General features: G+C 72.6%; 20 protein-coding genes. 13 read left to right on the top strand and 7 right to left on the bottom strand.

Translation table 11 applies throughout. The features are described from left to right. Positions 1 to 166: 166 nt before the first annotated feature. The 3 genes from AC07AB_RS28080 to ilvA all read right to left on the bottom strand — a co-directional run bounded on the left by AC07AB_RS28080 (position 167) and on the right by ilvA (position 3,505). Positions 167 to 1,027 (bottom strand): ABC transporter permease, encoded by an 861-nt coding sequence (locus tag AC07AB_RS28080; RefSeq protein WP_478572271.1) that lies wholly within the window; start codon positions 1,025 to 1,027, stop codon positions 167 to 169. Beyond that, entirely contained in the window at positions 1,024 to 2,085 is a 1,062-nt protein-coding gene (locus AC07AB_RS28085; RefSeq protein ID WP_478572274.1) for an ATP-binding cassette domain-containing protein, read from the bottom strand. The genes AC07AB_RS28080 and AC07AB_RS28085 overlap by 4 nt, the downstream gene beginning before the upstream one ends. 169 nt (positions 2,086 to 2,254) lie before the next feature. Then, entirely contained in the window at positions 2,255 to 3,505 is a 1,251-nt protein-coding gene (gene ilvA / locus AC07AB_RS28090) for a threonine ammonia-lyase (protein ID WP_478572277.1), read from the bottom strand. 145 nt (positions 3,506 to 3,650) lie between these two features. Between ilvA and AC07AB_RS28095 the strand changes: the two genes are divergently transcribed. From AC07AB_RS28095 to AC07AB_RS28105, 3 genes are all read left to right on the top strand, one after another. After that, positions 3,651 to 4,196, top strand: a complete 546-nt coding sequence (locus AC07AB_RS28095) for a MarR family winged helix-turn-helix transcriptional regulator (RefSeq protein ID WP_478572280.1) — start codon at positions 3,651 to 3,653, stop codon at positions 4,194 to 4,196. Positions 4,197 to 4,274: 78 nt separating this feature from the next. Further along, a complete protein-coding gene (locus AC07AB_RS28100; RefSeq protein ID WP_478572283.1) occupies positions 4,275 to 4,748 on the top strand; it encodes a sigma factor-like helix-turn-helix DNA-binding protein in 474 nt (157 codons plus the stop codon). Continuing rightward, the gene (locus AC07AB_RS28105; RefSeq protein ID WP_478572286.1) at positions 4,745 to 4,996 is read left to right on the top strand and encodes a hypothetical protein; all 252 of its coding nucleotides are present in this window, start codon (positions 4,745 to 4,747) and stop codon (positions 4,994 to 4,996) included. The genes AC07AB_RS28100 and AC07AB_RS28105 overlap by 4 nt, the downstream gene beginning before the upstream one ends. A 140-nt stretch (positions 4,997 to 5,136) precedes the next feature. Here AC07AB_RS28105 and AC07AB_RS28110 read toward each other — a convergent pair whose 3' ends face one another. Beyond that, a complete protein-coding gene (locus AC07AB_RS28110) occupies positions 5,137 to 6,303 on the bottom strand; it encodes a cystathionine gamma-synthase (protein ID WP_478572289.1) in 1,167 nt (388 codons plus the stop codon). A gap of 155 nt (positions 6,304 to 6,458) precedes the next feature. On the opposite strand from AC07AB_RS28110, the gene AC07AB_RS28115 reads away from it, so the two are divergent. The 7 genes from AC07AB_RS28115 to AC07AB_RS28145 all read left to right on the top strand — a co-directional run bounded on the left by AC07AB_RS28115 (position 6,459) and on the right by AC07AB_RS28145 (position 10,959). After that, on the top strand, positions 6,459 to 7,565 hold the full coding sequence (locus tag AC07AB_RS28115; protein WP_478572290.1) for a hypothetical protein: 1,107 nt from the start codon (positions 6,459 to 6,461) through the stop codon (positions 7,563 to 7,565). 139 nt (positions 7,566 to 7,704) lie between these two features. Then, complete coding sequence (gene msrA / locus AC07AB_RS28120) at positions 7,705 to 8,379, top strand: peptide-methionine (S)-S-oxide reductase MsrA (protein ID WP_478572293.1); 675 nt, start codon at positions 7,705 to 7,707, stop codon at positions 8,377 to 8,379. Between the two features lie 211 nt (positions 8,380 to 8,590). Beyond that, on the top strand, positions 8,591 to 8,797 hold the full coding sequence (locus tag AC07AB_RS28125) for a hypothetical protein (protein ID WP_478572296.1): 207 nt from the start codon (positions 8,591 to 8,593) through the stop codon (positions 8,795 to 8,797). Further along, positions 8,784 to 9,293 (top strand): DUF6879 family protein, encoded by a 510-nt coding sequence (locus tag AC07AB_RS28130; RefSeq protein ID WP_478572299.1) that lies wholly within the window; start codon positions 8,784 to 8,786, stop codon positions 9,291 to 9,293. The genes AC07AB_RS28125 and AC07AB_RS28130 overlap by 14 nt, the downstream gene beginning before the upstream one ends. Next, the gene (locus tag AC07AB_RS28135) at positions 9,284 to 10,144 is read left to right on the top strand and encodes a helix-turn-helix domain-containing protein (protein ID WP_478572302.1); all 861 of its coding nucleotides are present in this window, start codon (positions 9,284 to 9,286) and stop codon (positions 10,142 to 10,144) included. Before AC07AB_RS28130 ends, AC07AB_RS28135 begins: the two co-directional genes overlap by 10 nt. A gap of 45 nt (positions 10,145 to 10,189) precedes the next feature. Beyond that, positions 10,190 to 10,414, top strand: coding sequence for a DUF397 domain-containing protein (locus tag AC07AB_RS28140; protein WP_478572305.1), 225 nt, complete (start codon positions 10,190 to 10,192; stop codon positions 10,412 to 10,414). A gap of 80 nt (positions 10,415 to 10,494) precedes the next feature. Continuing rightward, a complete protein-coding gene (locus AC07AB_RS28145; protein ID WP_478572308.1) occupies positions 10,495 to 10,959 on the top strand; it encodes a hypothetical protein in 465 nt (154 codons plus the stop codon). A gap of 64 nt (positions 10,960 to 11,023) precedes the next feature. Here AC07AB_RS28145 and AC07AB_RS28150 read toward each other — a convergent pair whose 3' ends face one another. Both AC07AB_RS28150 and AC07AB_RS28155 read right to left on the bottom strand, forming a co-directional pair. Beyond that, positions 11,024 to 11,536, bottom strand: a complete 513-nt coding sequence (locus AC07AB_RS28150; protein WP_478572311.1) for a hypothetical protein — start codon at positions 11,534 to 11,536, stop codon at positions 11,024 to 11,026. 280 nt (positions 11,537 to 11,816) lie between these two features. Next, the gene (locus AC07AB_RS28155; protein ID WP_478572313.1) at positions 11,817 to 12,383 is read right to left on the bottom strand and encodes a class I SAM-dependent methyltransferase; all 567 of its coding nucleotides are present in this window, start codon (positions 12,381 to 12,383) and stop codon (positions 11,817 to 11,819) included. A 54-nt stretch (positions 12,384 to 12,437) separates the two neighbouring features. Between AC07AB_RS28155 and AC07AB_RS28160 the strand changes: the two genes are divergently transcribed. The 3 genes from AC07AB_RS28160 to AC07AB_RS28170 are packed head-to-tail and all read left to right on the top strand — an operon-like array spanning position 12,438 to position 15,382. Further along, positions 12,438 to 13,220: an AraC family transcriptional regulator gene (locus tag AC07AB_RS28160; RefSeq protein WP_478572316.1), complete on the top strand. Its 783-nt coding sequence runs from the start codon at positions 12,438 to 12,440 to the stop codon at positions 13,218 to 13,220. 50 nt (positions 13,221 to 13,270) lie between these two features. Next, complete coding sequence (locus AC07AB_RS28165) at positions 13,271 to 14,041, top strand: MerR family transcriptional regulator (protein ID WP_478572319.1); 771 nt, start codon at positions 13,271 to 13,273, stop codon at positions 14,039 to 14,041. A 3-nt stretch (positions 14,042 to 14,044) separates the two neighbouring features. Then, a complete protein-coding gene (locus AC07AB_RS28170; RefSeq protein ID WP_478572322.1) occupies positions 14,045 to 15,382 on the top strand; it encodes a glycosyltransferase in 1,338 nt (445 codons plus the stop codon). Between the two features lie 94 nt (positions 15,383 to 15,476). Here the strand turns inward: AC07AB_RS28170 and AC07AB_RS28175 are convergent, their stop codons facing one another. Continuing rightward, the gene (locus AC07AB_RS28175; RefSeq protein WP_478572324.1) at positions 15,477 to 16,754 is read right to left on the bottom strand and encodes a DUF2786 domain-containing protein; all 1,278 of its coding nucleotides are present in this window, start codon (positions 16,752 to 16,754) and stop codon (positions 15,477 to 15,479) included. Between the last annotated feature and the right edge of the window lie 290 nt (positions 16,755 to 17,044).

The following is a 17,044-nucleotide window of genomic DNA, read 5'->3' on the forward strand; positions in this document are numbered from 1 at the left end:
CGCCCGCCCCCCCCCCAACCGCACCCCCCCCCCCCCCACACACCCCCCCCCCCCCCCCCCTCCCCTCCCCCCCCCCCCCCCCCCCCCCCCCCCCCCGGCCCGGCGCCGGCCTGAGAGCCTGTGCCGGCCGTCCGCCGGGCAGCGCGCCCGCCTGGAAGCCGTGGGCTCAGGCCGTCGCCGAGCGGTACTTCCGCACCGAGAGGGTCCGGAAGACCACGATGATCACGACCGACCAGATCAGCGACGCCCAGACCGGGTGCTGCATCGGCCAGGCGTCGGCCACCGGGTAGTCCGGCGGCAGGTTGCCGAACAGATGGCGGGCCGCCTGCACGGTGGCGCTGAAGGGGTTCCACTCCGCGATGTGCCGCAGCACCATCGGCATGTTGTCGGAGGGCACGAAGGCGTTCGAGATGAACGTCAGCGGGAAGAGCCAGATCAGCCCGCCCGAGGTGGCGGCCTCCGGGGTCCGTACGGACAGCCCGATCAGCGCGCCGATCCACGAGAAGGCGTAACCGAGCAGGAGCAGCAGGGCGAAGCCGGCCAGCGCCTTCGGGAAGCCGGCGTGGATGCGCCAGCCGACGATCACCGCGACGATCGCCAGTACCACCAGGGTCAGCGCGGTCTGCACCAGGTCCGCGAGCGTACGGCCGGTGAGGACCGCGCCGCGGGCCATGGGCAGCGAGCGGAACCGGTCGATGAGTCCCTTGTGCATGTCGTCGGCGATGCCCGCGCCGGCGCCCGCCGTGGCGAAGGTGACGGTCTGCGCGAAGATGCCGGCCATCAGGAACTGGCGGTACGTGGTCGGGTCCGTGTTGCCGCCGAGGCTGATCGAGCCGCCGAAGACGTAGCTGAACAGCACCACGAACATGATCGGCTGGATCAGTCCGAATATCACCATCTCCGGGATGCGCAGCATCCGGATCAGATTGCGCTTGGCGACGACCAGGGAGTCGCGGACGGACTGGATGACGCCGCCGCGGGGCTGGGGGATCGCGCTGCGGACCGAGACGTCGCCGGCGGTACTCACTTGGCGCCCTCCTTCACGTCCGCGCCCTTGGCCTTCTTGCCTCCGGCGCCCTTGGGATCCTTGGGGCCCTTGGGGTCCGTACCGCCCTCGTCGGCTGCCTTCTCGTCGTCCTCGCCGGTCTCGGCGGCGTGGCCGGTGAGCGAGATGAACACATCGTCCAGGGTCGGGCGGCGCAGCCCGATGTCGTCGAGCTCGATGCCGCGCGAGTCCAGTTCGCGGATCACCTCGGCGAGCAGCTTGGCGCCACCGGTGACCGGCACGGTCACCTTGCGGATGTGCTCCTCGACCGTGGCCTCGCCCTTGCCGAAGCCGCGCAGGATCTCCTGCGCGGCGGTGATGTGCTCGCGCTCGTGCACCACCAGTTCGACGCGCTCGCCGCCCGTACGGGCCTTGAGCTGGTCGGAGGTCCCGCGGGCGATGACGCGGCCGTGGTCGATGACCGCGATGTCCTGCGCGAGGTGGTCGGCCTCCTCCAGATACTGCGTGGTGAGCAGCAGCGTCGTGCCGCCCGCCACCAGCTCCCGGATGACCTCCCACAGCTGCTGCCGGTTGCGCGGGTCCAGGCCGGTGGTCGGCTCGTCCATGAACATCACGGGCGGGCTGACGACCAGGGCGGCCGCGAGGTCGAGCCGGCGGCGCATGCCGCCCGAGTACGTCTTGGCGGGCCGGTCGGCGGCGTCGGTGAGGTGGAAGCGCTCCAGCAGCTCCACCGCCCGCGCCTTCGCGGCGCGTCCGTTCATCTGGTAGAGCTGGCCGACCATTTGGAGGTTCTCGCGGCCGGTCAGATATTCGTCGACCGCCGCGAACTGGCCGGAGAGGCCGATCGAGCGGCGGACCTCGTTGGGTTTCCGCAGGACGTCGATGCCGGCCACCACCGCCTTGCCGCGGTCGGGCTTGAGCAGGGTGGTGAGCACCCGCACCGCCGTGGTCTTCCCGGCCCCGTTCGGGCCGAGCATTCCGAGCACCGTTCCTTCCGGGACGTCGAAATCGACGCCGTCCAGTGCCCTTACGTCGCCGAAGGTTTTCACGAGACCTTCGGCGTAAATGGCGCCTGGCATGGATGTACCCCCGTTTTTGGGATGGTTCCACGGTGAATTTTCAGGTTTCGCCGGAATTGACGACCCCACGGCTTTTGTCCACCGTAAGGCCGCCATCGAGCCGACACCTCCCGGACGCTACCCCAGACGCGATACATCGCGATACACCTATGTCGCGATACCGCGAGGGTTACTCCCGGACGCTGTAGCCCGCCTCGCGCAGGGCCGTGCTCACCTCGGCGCAGTGCTCCGGCCCCTTGGTCTCCAGGTGCAGCTCCACCTCCGCCTCCGCGAGCCCGAGCCGCGGATCGGTCCGTACGTGGCTCACATCAAGGACGTTAGCGTCCACCACTGACAGCACGTCCAGAAGCGCCGCCAGGGCGCCCGGACGGTCCGTCAGACGCAGTCGCAGCGAGAGGTACCGGCCCGCGGCGGCCATGCCGTGCCGCAGCGTCCGCTGCATCAGCAACGGGTCCACATTGCCCCCCGACAACACGGCGACCACAGGCCCCTCGAACGCCTCCGGCGCCGACAGCAGCGCGGCCACCGGGCTCGCCCCGGCCGGCTCCACCACGAGCTTCGCACGCTCCAGGCACAGCAGCAGAGCGCTGGACAGCTCGTCCTCGGAAACGGTACGGACCTCGTCCACGAGATCGCCAATGATTTTGAAGGGGACGTCGCCCGGCCGCCCCACCTTTATGCCGTCCGCCATCGTCGTCGGCGCCTCGATGGACACCGGGCGCCCGGCCGCCAGCGACGGCGGGTACGCGGCGGCGCCCGCCGCCTGCACCCCGACGACCCGTACGTCCGGCCGCAGCGCCTTGACCGCCACCGCGATGCCCGCCGCGAGCCCGCCGCCGCCGATCCCCACCACGATGGTCCGCACCTCGGGGCACTGCTCCAGGATCTCCAGCCCCACCGTGCCCTGCCCCGCGATGATGTCGGGGTGGTCGAAGGGGTGGATGAAGACGGCCCCCGTCTGCCGCGCGTACTCCTGCGCGGCCTCCAGCGTCTCGTCGACGACCTGCCCCTCAAGCCGCACCTCGGCCCCGTACTCCCGGGTCGCGGCGACCTTCGGCAGCGGCGCGCCCTGCGGCATGAAGACCGTCGAGGCCACCCCCAGCAGGGACGCCGCCAGGGCCACCCCCTGCGCGTGGTTGCCCGCGCTCGCCGCGACGACGCCCGCCGCCCGCTCCGCCGAGTTCAGCCCGGCGATCCGCACATACGCGCCCCGCACCTTGAAGGAGCCGGTGCGCTGCAAGTTCTCGCACTTGAAGTGCACGGGGGCGCCGACCAGACGGGACAGGAAGCGGCTGCCTTCCAGCACGGTGGACCGCGACACCCCCGAGAGCATCTTCTGTGCGCTGCGCACATCGTCGAGGGAGATCGCGGGCAGCGGAGCCCCTTCGGGGCCGTCCTCGTCACCAAGTTGTAGGGCCATGGCCGCAAGTCTCGCAGCTCGCCCCTCCTGTGACCGCTGCGGCCCGTGCGTAACCATTGGTTTGCGCAGCGCCGGTACGGGCGGCCCGTGGGCCGCGTACTGTGTCCCCCATCCTCAGCCCACCGCACGAAGTGAGCCTCCGGCCATGCCCACCCCTTCGGACATGACGACTACCGCTGCGACCCGGGGACCGAACCCCGAATCAGAGACCACCGCGGCCATCGACCCCGTTGTCCTCGACGCGCTCCAGCACCAAGTGGCCGTCTTCGCGCGCCGGGCGGAACAGACCCGCCTGGGCGGCGTCGGCCAGGCCCGCAACTCCATGGACCGCGCCGCCTATCTGCTGCTCAACCGCCTCGACCAGGAAGGTCCGATGGGCGTCAAGGCGCTCGCCGCGGGCATGGGCATCGACTCCTCGACGGTCACCCGCCAGGTGGCGCCGCTCGTGGACTCCGGCCTGGTCAAGCGCACCTCGCACCCCGAGGACGGCCGCGCCGTCGTCCTCCAGCTCTCGCCGCGCGGCACCGCGCGGCTGGAGGAGGTGCGCACCTCGCGGCGCGAGCTGATGGCGATCGTGACGGACGAGTGGACCGAGGACGAGCGGAACGCCTTCACCACGCTGCTCACCCGGTTCAACTCGTCCCTGTCCGTCATCCACAACGCGCTTCCCCAGGAGCCGCCGTCCTCCTGATCCGCCCACCGGACCGCCCCGTCCGGCCTCTTGACCCGGTGCGCGGCCTGCCGTGTGCTTAAGGGCACGGGAGGCACGGTGGGAGAGCGGCAAGCGGCACGGGAACGCCGCCGCGCCCGGGAGTTCGAGGCATTCGTCGGGGGCGCGGGCGGCCGGCTGCTGCACGCCGCCGCGCTGCTGACCGGCGAGGAGGAACCGCACCGCGAGGCCGCCGAGCGGCTGTTGACGGCCGCGCTGGCCCGTACGTACGCGGACTGGGACCGGCTGCGCGGCGAGGACCCGTACGACCGCACCCGCCAGGAGCTGGCCGCCCGCTTCGCACACGCCGCCTGGCACCACCGGCCCGCCCGGACCGGCTTGTTGGGGCGGCTCTCCCGGCAGGAGCGCCTGGTGCTCGTCCTGCGCCTGTACGAAGGCGTGGCCGAGGAGCAGACCGCCGCCCAGCTGGGCCTCCCCGTGGAGCGCGTGCGCGCCCTGTGCACCCGCGCCGTCGCCACGATGCGCAGCCGCGCCCCCGCGGCCGGGCGGCGCACGGAGATGGCCGCCCCATGAGCGTCCACGACCGCAAGGAGGACGAAGTCCGCCGGATGCTGGACACATCGCATCCGGTGGTCCGCCCAGAGCTGGCCGTACGGGCCGCCGAGCGCGGCCGCAGGCTGCTGCTGCGGCGCCGGGCGCTGCGGCGGCTGGGGTGGGTGCTGCTGGTGGTGGCCGTGGTGGCGTTCTGCGTCTGGGCGGCGCTCGTACAGCCGTGGGTCGCGCCGCCGTCGGACACCGCCCCGCCTTTGGACGGGTGGTGAACGGGGCGGTACGCCGCACCGGTCGTACGGACGCGGTGCGCCTCACCGGCTGTACGGGCGCGGTGCGCCTCACCGCCCGTACGAACAGGGCCCCGCCTCGTACTACGGCCGGGGCCCCGCGCACCTCCTGCGGCCCGGCGTCAGCCCAGCGCGCGCGTGAGGTCGGCCAGCAGGTCGTCGCCGGACTCGATGCCCACGGAGAGGCGCACCAGGTCGGCGGGGACCTCAAGGGCGGAGCCCGCCGTGGAGGCGTGCGTCATCCGGCCGGGGTGCTCGATCAGCGACTCGACGCCGCCGAGCGACTCCCCGAGGGTGAACAGCTCGGCCCGGTTGCACACCTCGACGGCCGCTTCCTCGCCGCCCGCGACCCGGAAGGACACCATGCCGCCGAAGCCGCGCATCTGCTTGGCGGCGATCTCGTGGCCCGGGTGGGTCGGCAGCCCCGGGTAGTAGACCTGGGTGACCTTGGGGTGCGAGACCAGCAGCTCGGCGACGCGCGAGGCATTGGCGCTGTGCCGGTCCATGCGGACGGCCAGCGTCTTGATGCCGCGCAGGGTCAGCCAGGAGTCGAAGGGGCCGGAGATGGAGCCCATGGCGTTCTGGTGGAAGGCCAGCTCGTCGGCGAGCGCGGCGTCCGAGGTGATCAGCGCGCCGCCGACGACATCCGAGTGGCCGCCCATGTACTTCGTCGTGGAGTGCACGACGATGTCCGCGCCGAGCGCGAGGGGCTGCTGGAGGTAGGGGCTGGCGAAGGTGTTGTCGACGACGAGCCGGGCCCCCGCCGTGCGCGCGATGTCGGCGACGGCCGCGATGTCGGTGATGCCGAGCAGCGGGTTGGAGGGCGTCTCGACCCAGACGACCTTGGTACGGGGCTGGATCGCGGCCCGTACGGCGGCCGGGTCCGAGGTGTCGGCGACGGACCACTGGACGCCCCAGCGCTCGACGACCTTGGCGAAGAGGCGGAACGTGCCGCCGTACGCGTCATTCGGGATGACGACGTGGTCGCCGGGGGTCAGCAGGGCGCGCAGCAGGCAGTCCTCGGCCGCCAGCCCGGAGGCGAAGGCAAGGCCGCGGCTGCCGCCCTCCAGCGCCGCCAGGTTCTCCTCCAGCGCCGTGCGGGTGGGGTTGCCGCTGCGGCTGTACTCATAGCCGCCGCGCAGTCCCCCCACACCATCCTGCTTGTAGGTGGAGACTTGGTAGATGGGCGGAACGACCGCGCCGGTCAGCGGGTCGGCCTCCTGCCCGGCGTGGATCGCGAGGGTTTCGAAATTCTGGGCCGGGTGCGGCTGTGAGTGCTTGTCGCTCATTGACCCGAGGGTAGTACCCCGCATCCCGGAACACTGCTGTTCACTTGTCACCGGCGGATGAACGATCCGCCGCCCCCGTCCGTTGAACGATTCCCTCCCCGCTTTCCACACCTATCAGCCTGTTCGCCGCTTACGACCACCCAACGGGACGCCCCATGGAGTTTCTGTTCATCCTGATCGCCCTCGTCATGATCTGCGGGGTCGCCGCAGTCCCCGCGATGCGCCGCAGGCGCATGGGGCAGCAGGCCGCGCAGGGCGCACGGCTCGCGACCGACCCCGAGGGGGCGTACGGATTCGTGCCGCCGGAACAGCTCGACGTGCGGCTGCCCGGCCCGGACCCGGAGCTGCTCGACGCCCTCGACGAGGCCCGCCGCACCCAGGACTGGCAGCCCGCGGCGCGGCTCCTGGCCGGTACCGACGCCGCCGGCGAGCTGCGCTGGCAGCGCGTGCAGACGCTCGCGGGCGCGGCGGCGATGGAGCTGGCCGAGGCGCCCGGCACCGGCGGCATGTGGCTGCGCCAATGGCGGGTGGTGACGCCGAAGGACCCGGGCGGCGCGGCCGTGCAGGCTCAGTTCCTGCTCCAGCAGGCGCTGCGGGACCCGTCCTCGCAGGACTACCGGATGATCCTTGAGGAGGCCCGTACGGTCTGCGGCGAGGCCGCGCTGCTGGCCCCCGGGGACCCGGTCCCGTACATCGTCGAGCTGGGCGTCGCGCGCGGGATGGGCGCGAGCGAAGCCGACTTCCAGTCCGTGTGGGAGACGGTCGTGAAGCGTGCGCCGCACCACATGGGGGCGCATCTGGTGGCGCTGCGCTACTGGAGCGCGGCGTGGCACGGCTCGGCGGAACAGGCCGACGCCTTCGCGGAGCGGGCGGCCGGCGCGGCGCCGCGGGGGACCCTGCTGCCGGCGCTGCCGCTGTTCGCGGTCCACGACCACCTCTCCGAGGTCAACCTGGTGCGCGGCCTGTACCGCAGCGCGGTGGTCTCGCGGGCGATCGAGGGTGCGCTCTACGCCGTTCAGCAGGCCCCTGCCGATCATCCTGTACTACCGCACGTACGCCATTTGCTGGTGTGGTTCCTCATCCGTGCGGAGCGTTATCCGGAGGCGATGGAGCAGCTGCGCCGGGTGGACGGGCATGTGGGGGCCGTCCCGTGGTCGTACGGGGCCAGCCCTGCGGCGGAGTACGCGGCGTACCGGGCGCTGGCGGTGGCGGGCTGGGAGGCGCAGGGCGGCAGCCCGGCGACGCTGCCGCCGCGCGGCTGAGCACCGGCGGCTGAGTCCTGCGGCCGGGCGGGGCAGGGCGGGGCCGGAACGGGGCGGCGCCGGAACGAGGCCGGAATGCCCCTCCCGCCCGGAACGTTGTCGAGGGAGCACCCCGCCCTGTCCGGCCCGAGGAGCCCCCATGCTGTTCAACCGCCACAAGAACCACCTCCCGACCCCGGAGGAGGCGCTCAAGGGCCGCCCCGAACCGGCCTTCGCCCTCACCGACCGGCACACCGTCCTCGGCACCCCGCTGGCGGGCCCGTATCCGGAGGGCCTGGAGACGGCCGACTTCGGCCTCGGCTGCTTCTGGGGCGCGGAACGCAAGTTCTGGCAGGCGCCGGGGGTGTGGACGACGCTGGTCGGCTACCAGGGCGGGCACACGCCGAACCCCTCGTACTACGAGGTGTGCAGCGGCCTCACGGGCCACACGGAGGCGGTCCGCGTGATCTACGACCCGGCCGTGACCTCGTACGCCGCGCTCCTCAAGATCTTCTGGGAGTCCCACGACCCCACCCAGGGGTTCCGCCAGGGCAACGACGCCGGCACCCAGTACCGCTCGGCCGCCTACACCCACACCCCGGCCCAGGCCGCCGAGGCGGAGTCCTCGCGCACGGCCTACCAGTCGGTCCTCACCGCGTCGGGCCACGCCACCATCACCACGGAGATCCTCCCGGCCGACGCCCGCCCCTTCTACCCGGCCGAACCGGAACACCAGCAGTACTTGGACAAGAACCCGGCGGGCTACTGCGGGATCGGGGGGACGGGGGTGTCCTGCCCGATCGGCGTGGCCGGGGCACAGGCCCCCGACGCCTGAGCGGGATACCGGAGACACCGGGGCGGGGCGGCTGAGCCGGGCACCTGGCCTGGATGCCGGGCTCGGACGCCTGGCCCGGACGCTTGGCCCGGATGCCTGAGGATCCTGCGGCCTTTCCCGTTCCGGAAAGATCGGGTGCTTGACCCCGCCGCGACCGGCTCGGGAGCATCGAGCCTGACAGGCGTGCGTATGCCGACACGTGGGGGCAAGGATGCTGCGGAAGCTGTCCGGTGACCCGGAGTGCAGAAATGGGACGTGCCCGACTCTGTGGGGCACCGAGGACGCCGAGGACTACGTGGTCCAGGGCTATGTCGTCACCGACCCCGAGCGGCTGGCGCAGCTCGCTCTGCCCATGGGCGAGACCGCCGTCGTGGTTCCGGCGGCGGTGTTGGAGGAGTACTTCCGTGCTCAGCGGTGAGGAGTTCGGCCGGCTCTTCGAGGCCTTCGAGCAGACCGCGTTCCGGCTGGAAACGCTCTCCGTCTACGACGTCGAGGAGGAGCGCGAGGAGTTCGAGCGCTTCCTGGCCGGCGGGGACATGGGCCCCGACTGGGACGACAACCCATGGGTCCGGTCGATGACCGACAAGGGCAAGCAGATCTCGCGGGTCCATGTGCTCAGGTCTCCGCTGACCGGCTATCTCCGGTACGAGCTGTCCTCCTACCCGGGGAACATCAGGGCCGGCGAGGCCATCGGCATCATCGACCTGGCGGACCACGACATGGGCGGCCTGCCGGATCACGACTTCTGGCTGTTCGACGACCGGGACGTATACCGCATGCACTACACGCGCGAGGGCGCGTTCATCGGCGCCGAACCACTCCCTGCCCACCGACGCCCCGAGTATCGGGACTACCGGAACCGCGCCCTGAGCGGAGCGATGCCGTTCGCAGCGTACTGGGAGCGGTGCCGCTGACCGCCGAGTCGATCGGGAGAGCCCTGCGGGCGCTGCGCGACGCGTCCGGCCTCACGGGTGACGCGGTGGCCCGCAGGGCCGCCATGTCCGCCGGGAAGCTCTCGAAGATCGAGACCGGCAAGGTGCGTCCAACCGTTCAGGATGTGGACCTGGTCCTCACCGCCATAGGCGTGAGCCAAGAGATCAAGGAGGAGTTTCTGGCGTCGGCTCGCGCCGAGGCCACCGAAACCACCGCGTGGCGACTGCTGCGCCGCATGGGCCCGTGGAAGCACCAGAAGACGATCCGGGCCGTCGAGGCGGGCACTCGTACCCTCAGGCTCTTTCAGGGGCAGCTCATCCCCGGGCTCCTCCAGACACCCGAGTACGCTTCCGCCGTCTTCGCCCTGCCACCGTCGTTGCCGGAGGAGACCAGAGCCAAGACCGTGGCCGTACGTCTCGAACGGCAGGCGGCCCTCTACGAGCCGGAGCGGTTCTTCCGCTTCCTGATCTGTGAGCACGTCCTGCGGTGGCGTATCAGTGAGCCCGTGATCATGGCACTCCAGCTGGACCGGCTCGTTTCCGTGTCCCGTCTGCCCAACGTCTCACTGGGTGTCGTGCCGTCCGGCCAGCTGATGCCGGACTTCCCCATGACCTGTTTCAGCCTGCATGACGACCGGCTCGTCATCGTGGAGACGTTCCACTCCGAGGTCACCACTCGTGATCCGAAGGACGTGCGGCTCTACCTCGACACCTTCGAGCGGTTCGCAGCGGTAGCGGTCTACGACGCTGGCATGCGAGCTCTCGTCGAGCGCGCTCGGGACGAGTTCTTGCCCCAACAGGAAAGGTCCTGGAACGAACCGCTCGCCGAGTGAAGCATCAGTGGTGCCACAACCCGAACTCTGAATCAAGGAGACCGGATGACCGACCTGTACAGCCTCGACATCACCGGAGCCCGCTTCAGCAAGGCGTGCGGAGGCAACACACACCCGGACGGCGAGACGTGCGTAACCCTTTCCCGGATCGCACCGGACTCGTGGGCCCTGGGCGACAGCAAGCGCCCGGCCGCCGAGCCGCTGCGCTTCACCACAGCCGAATTGGACGCGGCCGGTATCGACCCTGCGCGGTTCGGGCTCTCCGCCTGACGCCCTGGTCACCCCCTCTTCGACGGTCTCGCCCACACGCTGGCGGACGGGGCCGTCCCTCCCTCTGGAACGGGATACGCGTGCACATCCACGGGTACGCCTGGCTGGGTGAGAAGAAGGCGTTCGATACGGAGAGCTTGAGGCGGCCGCCGGGTGCTCCCCCTACGGCGAGCAGCGCACCGGAGGTGATCGAGCGCTACCGCTCAGCGGTGGCGGAGTTCCCCGTCACGCTCGTACCACCGCTTCAGACCGCGCACTGGCTGATGAAACCGGCGTCCACGGTCCAGGGCACCTGGCAGGAACCGAAAGAAGCCGGGGAGTGGCTGGCGCTTCGTCTCGCGGAGTTCTCTCCTCGTTTCGCCTCCGCGGAGGAGCGAGAAACGGTCCGTCTGCTCCTCCTGGTGAACGCCGCTGTGGAGCGGCTTGCATGGGGTGGGGACGCGTCCCTCGGCCACTACCTGAAAGGCACCGTCTTCCACTCGGTCGCCCTCGTGACGTGCTCCCCCAACCGCGACGATCGCGGCCTGCCCTGTCCCCTGCCGTAGGCCCGCGTGGCCGGCGCCCCCGCGGCGTGCACGTCGCGGGGGCGCGGTCGGGTTCGGGGCCGGGTCAGAATTCGAAGGGGCCCGGGGACTGGGTCGAGGTGGCGTTGCAGGTCGCTGTGACGCCCAGGACCACTACCTTCAGCTTCTTGGCCGCCAGGCTGTCGCCCGCCGCGACCGTGCCGGTCAGCGGGCCGGTGGTTACTTCGGCGTTGGCGGGGATGGCCGGGTTGGAGTTGCCGGAGAAGGTCTTGGATCCGGTGCCGTGGTTGGTCAGGGTGAGGGTTGATTTGACCGAGTTCGCCGCCAGGTCGATGGGCGAGGTGATGGCCGAGGTGGACAGGCTGATGGTCGCGGACGTTCCGCTGTGGTTGGCCGTGAGCGTCGCCGAGCCGGAGCCGAAGAGCCCGCAGTCGAACGAGATCGTGGCCGTGTCCGCCGTCATCGCGCCCGCCGCCGGGGCCGTCGCCAGCGCGCCCAGGGCCAGCGCGCCGACGCCCAGTGCCGCGCCGATGCCGTGCCTGACGTGCCTGACGTGCCTGCTGCGATTGCTGCGCGTGTTGCCTCTGACGTGTCTCATGGGGCCCCGCCTCCATGTGGGGTGTACGGGCTGACGTCGCCGACCGCCGTCGTGCGGGCGCACCGCATGAGTGGGCATGAGGGCCGCCCCGGGGAGCGTTCTCCCCGTGGAGCACAGTGGATCTGACGGTCAGTCAGCGACGATGGCCCATTGCGACACGCACCCCTGAAGAAGACAAGGCCGATCCCATGATTTCCGGCATGCTACGACCAATGGCGCAGTCGGCCTCCCCCCGCTCGTGGCTCGTGCCGTCCCGTGCCGCCCCCGTATAGGCCCATGATCAGGCCCGGCGCGCGCGGAATCGGAACCTGCCGGGACCCGTCGTGATCTCCGGTTCGGCGAAGCCCGCCGCCCGGAGCCGGGCGGGCAGGGTGTCCATCGGGACGGTCACGCAGGTGTCCCGGATATGGATCAAGCGGAAGCGCCAGCTGTCCAGCGCGTCGCAGCCCGCGAAGACGCCGCCCGGCCGCAGTACCCGCCGGGCCTCGGCGAAGAGGCGGTCCTGGAGCTCCGGCGACGGAACGTGGTGGAGCATCGTGAAGCAGACGACCGAGTCGAAGCGCCCGTCGGGCAGCGGCATGTCGGCCCCGTCGCCGTGGATGACCTCGGCCCGACCCCCGTACCGGTCGGCCAGCCGCTTCGCCGAATCGGGGTCGACTTCGAGGATGGTCAGGCGCTCGGCGTGGCGCAGCAGAACATGGGTCGTGGCGCCGTATCCCGGTCCGATCTCCAGCGTTTCGGAGCCGAACTCGACGCCGTCCAGGGCCCAGGGCAGAAGCTGGTCCTCGACGGCGCGGGCCCACTTGTCGGAGTTGCATACGCGGCGGTGGATGAGGTTCATGGGCATACGGCAAGGCTAGGCAGACGGCACGGTGCCGAATACGGGGTGGAGTGACAACTCATGTCGCCAGAAGGACAGTTCATACCGCCGGGCGGCAGCGCCATCGTCGTCGGGAGTTTCGCGATGAGCGACGGCCAGTGGTTCGAGCGCCATGAGCACGGCGCGCACCAGCTCAACTGGGCGCGCAGCGGCGTACTCGCCGTACAGACCGCCGACGCGACCTGGGTGCTGCCGCCGTCGATGGCCCTGTGGATACCGGCGGGCACCCCGCACTCCACCGGCGCGGTCCGCGCCGCGCTGCTGAGCAGCCTGTTCTTCTGGCCCGACCACTGCCCCGTCCACTGGGAGTCGCCGCAGGTCGTGGCCGTATCAGGGCTGTTGCGCGAGCTGATCTGCCATCTCGCCGAGGGCCGCCTCGACGCCGCCGCCCGCGGCCGCGCGGAGCGCGTCGTACTCGACCAGCTCAGGCCGGTGTCCGTGGCGACCGTACGGGCCCCGATACCCGAGGAGCCACGGGCCGGGCGCGTCGCGCGGGCCCTGCTCGCCGACCCCGCCGACGGGCGGTCGCTGGCAGAGTGGGGGGCGGCCGTCGGGGCGAGCGGGCGGACGCTGGCGCGGGCCTTCGTGTCCGGTACGGGCCTGACGTACGGGCAGTGGCGCACTCAGCTGCGGTTGCAGGCGGCGATGCCGCTGCTCGCGGCGGGTGCGACGGTCTCCTCCGTCGCGCGCCGCGTCGGGTACGGCTCGCCGAGCGCCTTCGTCGCGGCCTTCCGGCGCAGCGTGGGCGTGTCCCCGGGCCGGTACTTCGCACCCGGCGACCCGCCCTCCGACGCCCCCGCTTGACCCTCACCCCACGTCAGGCCGCAGCCTGGATCACGACGAAAGGCGATCCCATGAGCTATTCGGTCGGGCAGGTGGCCGGCTTCGCGGGGGTGACGGTGCGCACCCTGCACCACTACGACAAGGCCGGGCTGCTGGCGCCGAGCGACCGCAGCGCCGCCGGATACCGGCTCTACAGCGACGCGGACCTGGCGCGGCTCCAGCAGATCCTCTTCTACCGGGAGCTGGGCTTCTCCCTGGAGGAGACCGGCGCCGTCCTGGCGGACCCGCGGGACGACGTCCTCGACCGGCTGCGCTCCCGGCACCGGCTGCTGAACGAGCAGATCGCCAGGCTCCAGCGGCTCGTCGAGGTCGCCGAGCGCGCCATGGAGGTGCGGCGTACGGGCGTCGAGCTGACGCCCGAGGAGCGGTTCGAGGTGTTCGGCGAGGTCGCCTTCGACCTCAGTTACGCGACGGACGCGCACCTCAAGTGGGGGCACAGCGCGGGCCACCAGGAGTCGATGGCCCGCGCCGCCGCGCACACCAAGGAGGACTGGCGGCAGCTGATGGCCGAGGCCGCCGCATGGCGGGGGCAGTTGCTCGACGCCTTCGACGCCGGCGCGGCGCCCGACGGGGAGCTGGTCATGGGGCTCGCCGAGGAGCACCGCCGGCACATCGGCCGGTGGTTCACGCCCTGCTCGCCCGAGATGCACTGCCGCATCGCCGACGACTACGTGGCGGACGCCCGCGCCTTCGCCCTCGTCGTACCGGCCTCCGAACAGCGCCCCGGCCTGGACCGGTTCCTGTGCGCGGCCGTCCACGCCAATGCCGGACGGGGGGCCTGAACCATGAAGGTGCTGATCATGGCGGCCGGGTCGCGGGGCGATGTCGCGCCGTACACGGGCGTCGGCGCGCGGCTGCGCGAGGCCGGGTACGAGGTGGCGCTCGCGACGCACGGTACGTACGAGCCGCTGGTACGGGCGAGCGGGCTGGAGTTCCGGGCGCTGCCCGCCGATCCGAACGGCGGAGGCGCGGCGAACGGCGGAGGCCCGGCGGGCGCCGGAGACACGGCAGGCGCCGAAGGCCCGGCGGGCGGCAGAGGCCCGGCGGACAGCAGCAGCCCGGCGGGCGGCAAGCGTCCGGCGAACGGCTCCGGGACCCTGCTGCGCAAGGCGTCCGCGTTCATCCAGGAGCTGGGCCAAGGCATCGAGGACGCCACCGCGCAGGGCGCGGACCTGCTCCTCCTGTCCACCACGACGGCCCCGCTGGGTTGGCACGCGGCGGAGGCGTCGGGGATCCCCTCCCTGGGCCTGTACCTCCAACCGGTGGCGCCCACCGGCTGCTTCCCCCCTGTCGTCGGCGGAACCCGCTCCCTCGGCCGCTGGGGCAATCGGGCGGCCGGCCGTGTCTCCCTGCGCGTGGTCGACCGCCTGCACGCGGCGGCGGCACGCGCCCTCCGCGACCGGCTGGGGCTGCCCGCCGTCTCACCGGGCGCGATGCGCCGCCGCCAGGAGGCGGCGGGGTGGCGGATTCTGCACGGCTTCAGCGAGACCCTCGTACCGCGCCCGGCGGACTGGCGGGAGGGCCTGGAGGTCGTCGGCAACTGGTGGCCCCACCACGCGGCCGACGCCCGGCTCCCGGCCGAGGTCGCCGACTTCGTCGAGTCGGGCCCGCCGCCGGTGTTCATCGGCTTCGGCAGCATGGCGGGCGGTGACGGCGAGCGGCTGTCCGAGCTGGCCGTACGGGCGCTGCGCGCGGCCGGGCTCCGGGGCGTCCTCCAGGCGGGCGCGGCGGGCCTCTCCGCGTCGTCCGCCGCCTCCCGCGGTGACGACGTGCTGACGATCGGGGACGTGCCGCACGCCCTGCTCTTCCCGCGGATGGCGGCGGTCGTGCACCACAGCGGCGCGGGCACGGCGGCCGCGGGGCTGCGGGCCGGGGTGCCGGCGGTCCCCGTACCGGTCATGGCCGACCAGCCGTTCTGGGCGCACCGCTTGACGTCGCTGGGCGCCGCCACGGCCCCGCTCCCGTTCGCGGAACTGACCGCGGACCGCCTCGCGGACGCGCTGCGCTCGGCGGTGACGGACGCCTCGTACCGGGCCGGGGCGGCGCGGGCGGCGCTCGCGATCGGCGCCGAGGACGGGGCGGGTCGGGTGGTGGCCGAGGTCAAGGCGGCGGTGGGCGGGTAGCGGCACTGGGGGGCACGTAGCCACTCTGTGATGGGCGGGCAGCAGCACCAGAAGCACACGGCTGCGACAGCCCCACGGAGCGCGCCCGGGGAAACTACCTCCGGTGGATCACCGCGGCGTCCGCCGCCGCCGTGCCGTGCGCCCACCCCTCGGCATCGCGCCCCTTGAGGCGGTGGGACGTGGTGGCGGGAAAGAGGCGTTCGGCGCTCTCCCCCACCGCCACGTCCCGGGCGGCCAGGACCGGAAGGACCTCGCTCGGCTCCTCCGCGGCCACCTCGCCGGCCGCGGTGGCCAACCGGTCCCGGATACGGCCCGCGTACGCGATGAGGAACGACTCCCGGAAGTCGCGCGTACGGCGCGAGCGGCCCCGCGCGTGGTGCTCGTCGCCCGCCCGGCGCATGGCGGAGGTGGCCTGGACCAGCAGCGAGGTGTACATCAGCTCGACGAGTTCCAGGTCCGACGCGAAGCCGACGACCGTGGAGAAGTCGAACTCGCCCGACCACACCGCCCGGCAGTGGTTGGCCTCGGCGACCGCGTCGAGCAGCAGCGCCTTCGCCGGTTCGTACGGCCCCTCGACCCCGATCCGGCAGGCGCTCGGGGCCTCCCCCGACTCCCCGAAGGCCGCCGCCTCCGCGGCCAGCAGCGCCGCGTCGATCGAGTGCCGCGCCATCAGCTCCTGGGCCTTCGCGGAGAGCGCCTCCGCCTCCTCCGCGAACTCGGTCGACTCCGCCTTCGCCAGCAGCGCCCTGACCCTGCCGAGCAGCCGCGGCCCGGCGGCGGACCCGTCCCGCGCCGGTACGGACCGTACGGACCGCGCCCGTGCGGCTCCCGGCAGCGGACCGATCGCGGTGATCCGCGGCAGGCGGCCGAGCAGCCGCAGCGCGCCGAGGAAGCCCGAGAGCGTCTCGAAGCGGCTCAGCCGCTCGCGCCCCGCGAGGCTCTCCAGATAACTCTCGTCACCGTCCCACCAGACCGACGACGCGCCCACCGCCGCCAGCTCCGCGGCCCAGCGGGCGTCGAGCGCTTCCGGCGGGTAGCGGCGCGCCTCGGCGGCGATGGCGTCGGCTACGTGGCGCGACACGGCCGTACCCGGCTCGCGCCGCATGAGCCGGGCGACGTCCGCGGGCTGCCAGCCGTTCTCCCAGGCACGCCGTACGAGCTCCCCGGCGGCCCGCAGCAGCGCCCGGCTCACGGCCCGCGGCCCGGCGGGGGCGGCGGCGAGGGCGGAAGCGGCGGCGTCGAGCGCGTCGTCGAGCCCGTCCTCGGGGACGGCGGCGAGACCGCGCAGCAGCCCCCGTACGGTCTCCAGCAGCTCGGCCGCCTCTTGCCGGGGCCGGGGGCGGTGCCGCTCGCCGCTGTCCTGTCCTGCCACGTGGTCCTGCCTCGTTGTCGCCTCGGGTGTCACCGCCATTTTCCCGGATCGCCGCGCTCCCGCCGCCGCCGGGATCTCCGCCGGGGATGTGGCCGTTCGGGCGCGGGCCGGAGCCGGCCCCCCGCGCGGCGCCGCACAAAACCGCCGGGAGGGGGGGGGGGGGGGGGGGGGGGGGGGGGGGGGAGAGGGGGGGGGGGGGGGGGGGGGGGGGGAGGGGGGGGGGGGGAGGGGGGAGGGGGGGGGAGGGGGGGGGGGAGGAGATCCGAAGTCCTTTGTCGCCGGGAGGCGAG

The sequence above is a fragment of the Streptomyces sp. NPDC044033 genome (genome assembly GCF_056434425.1).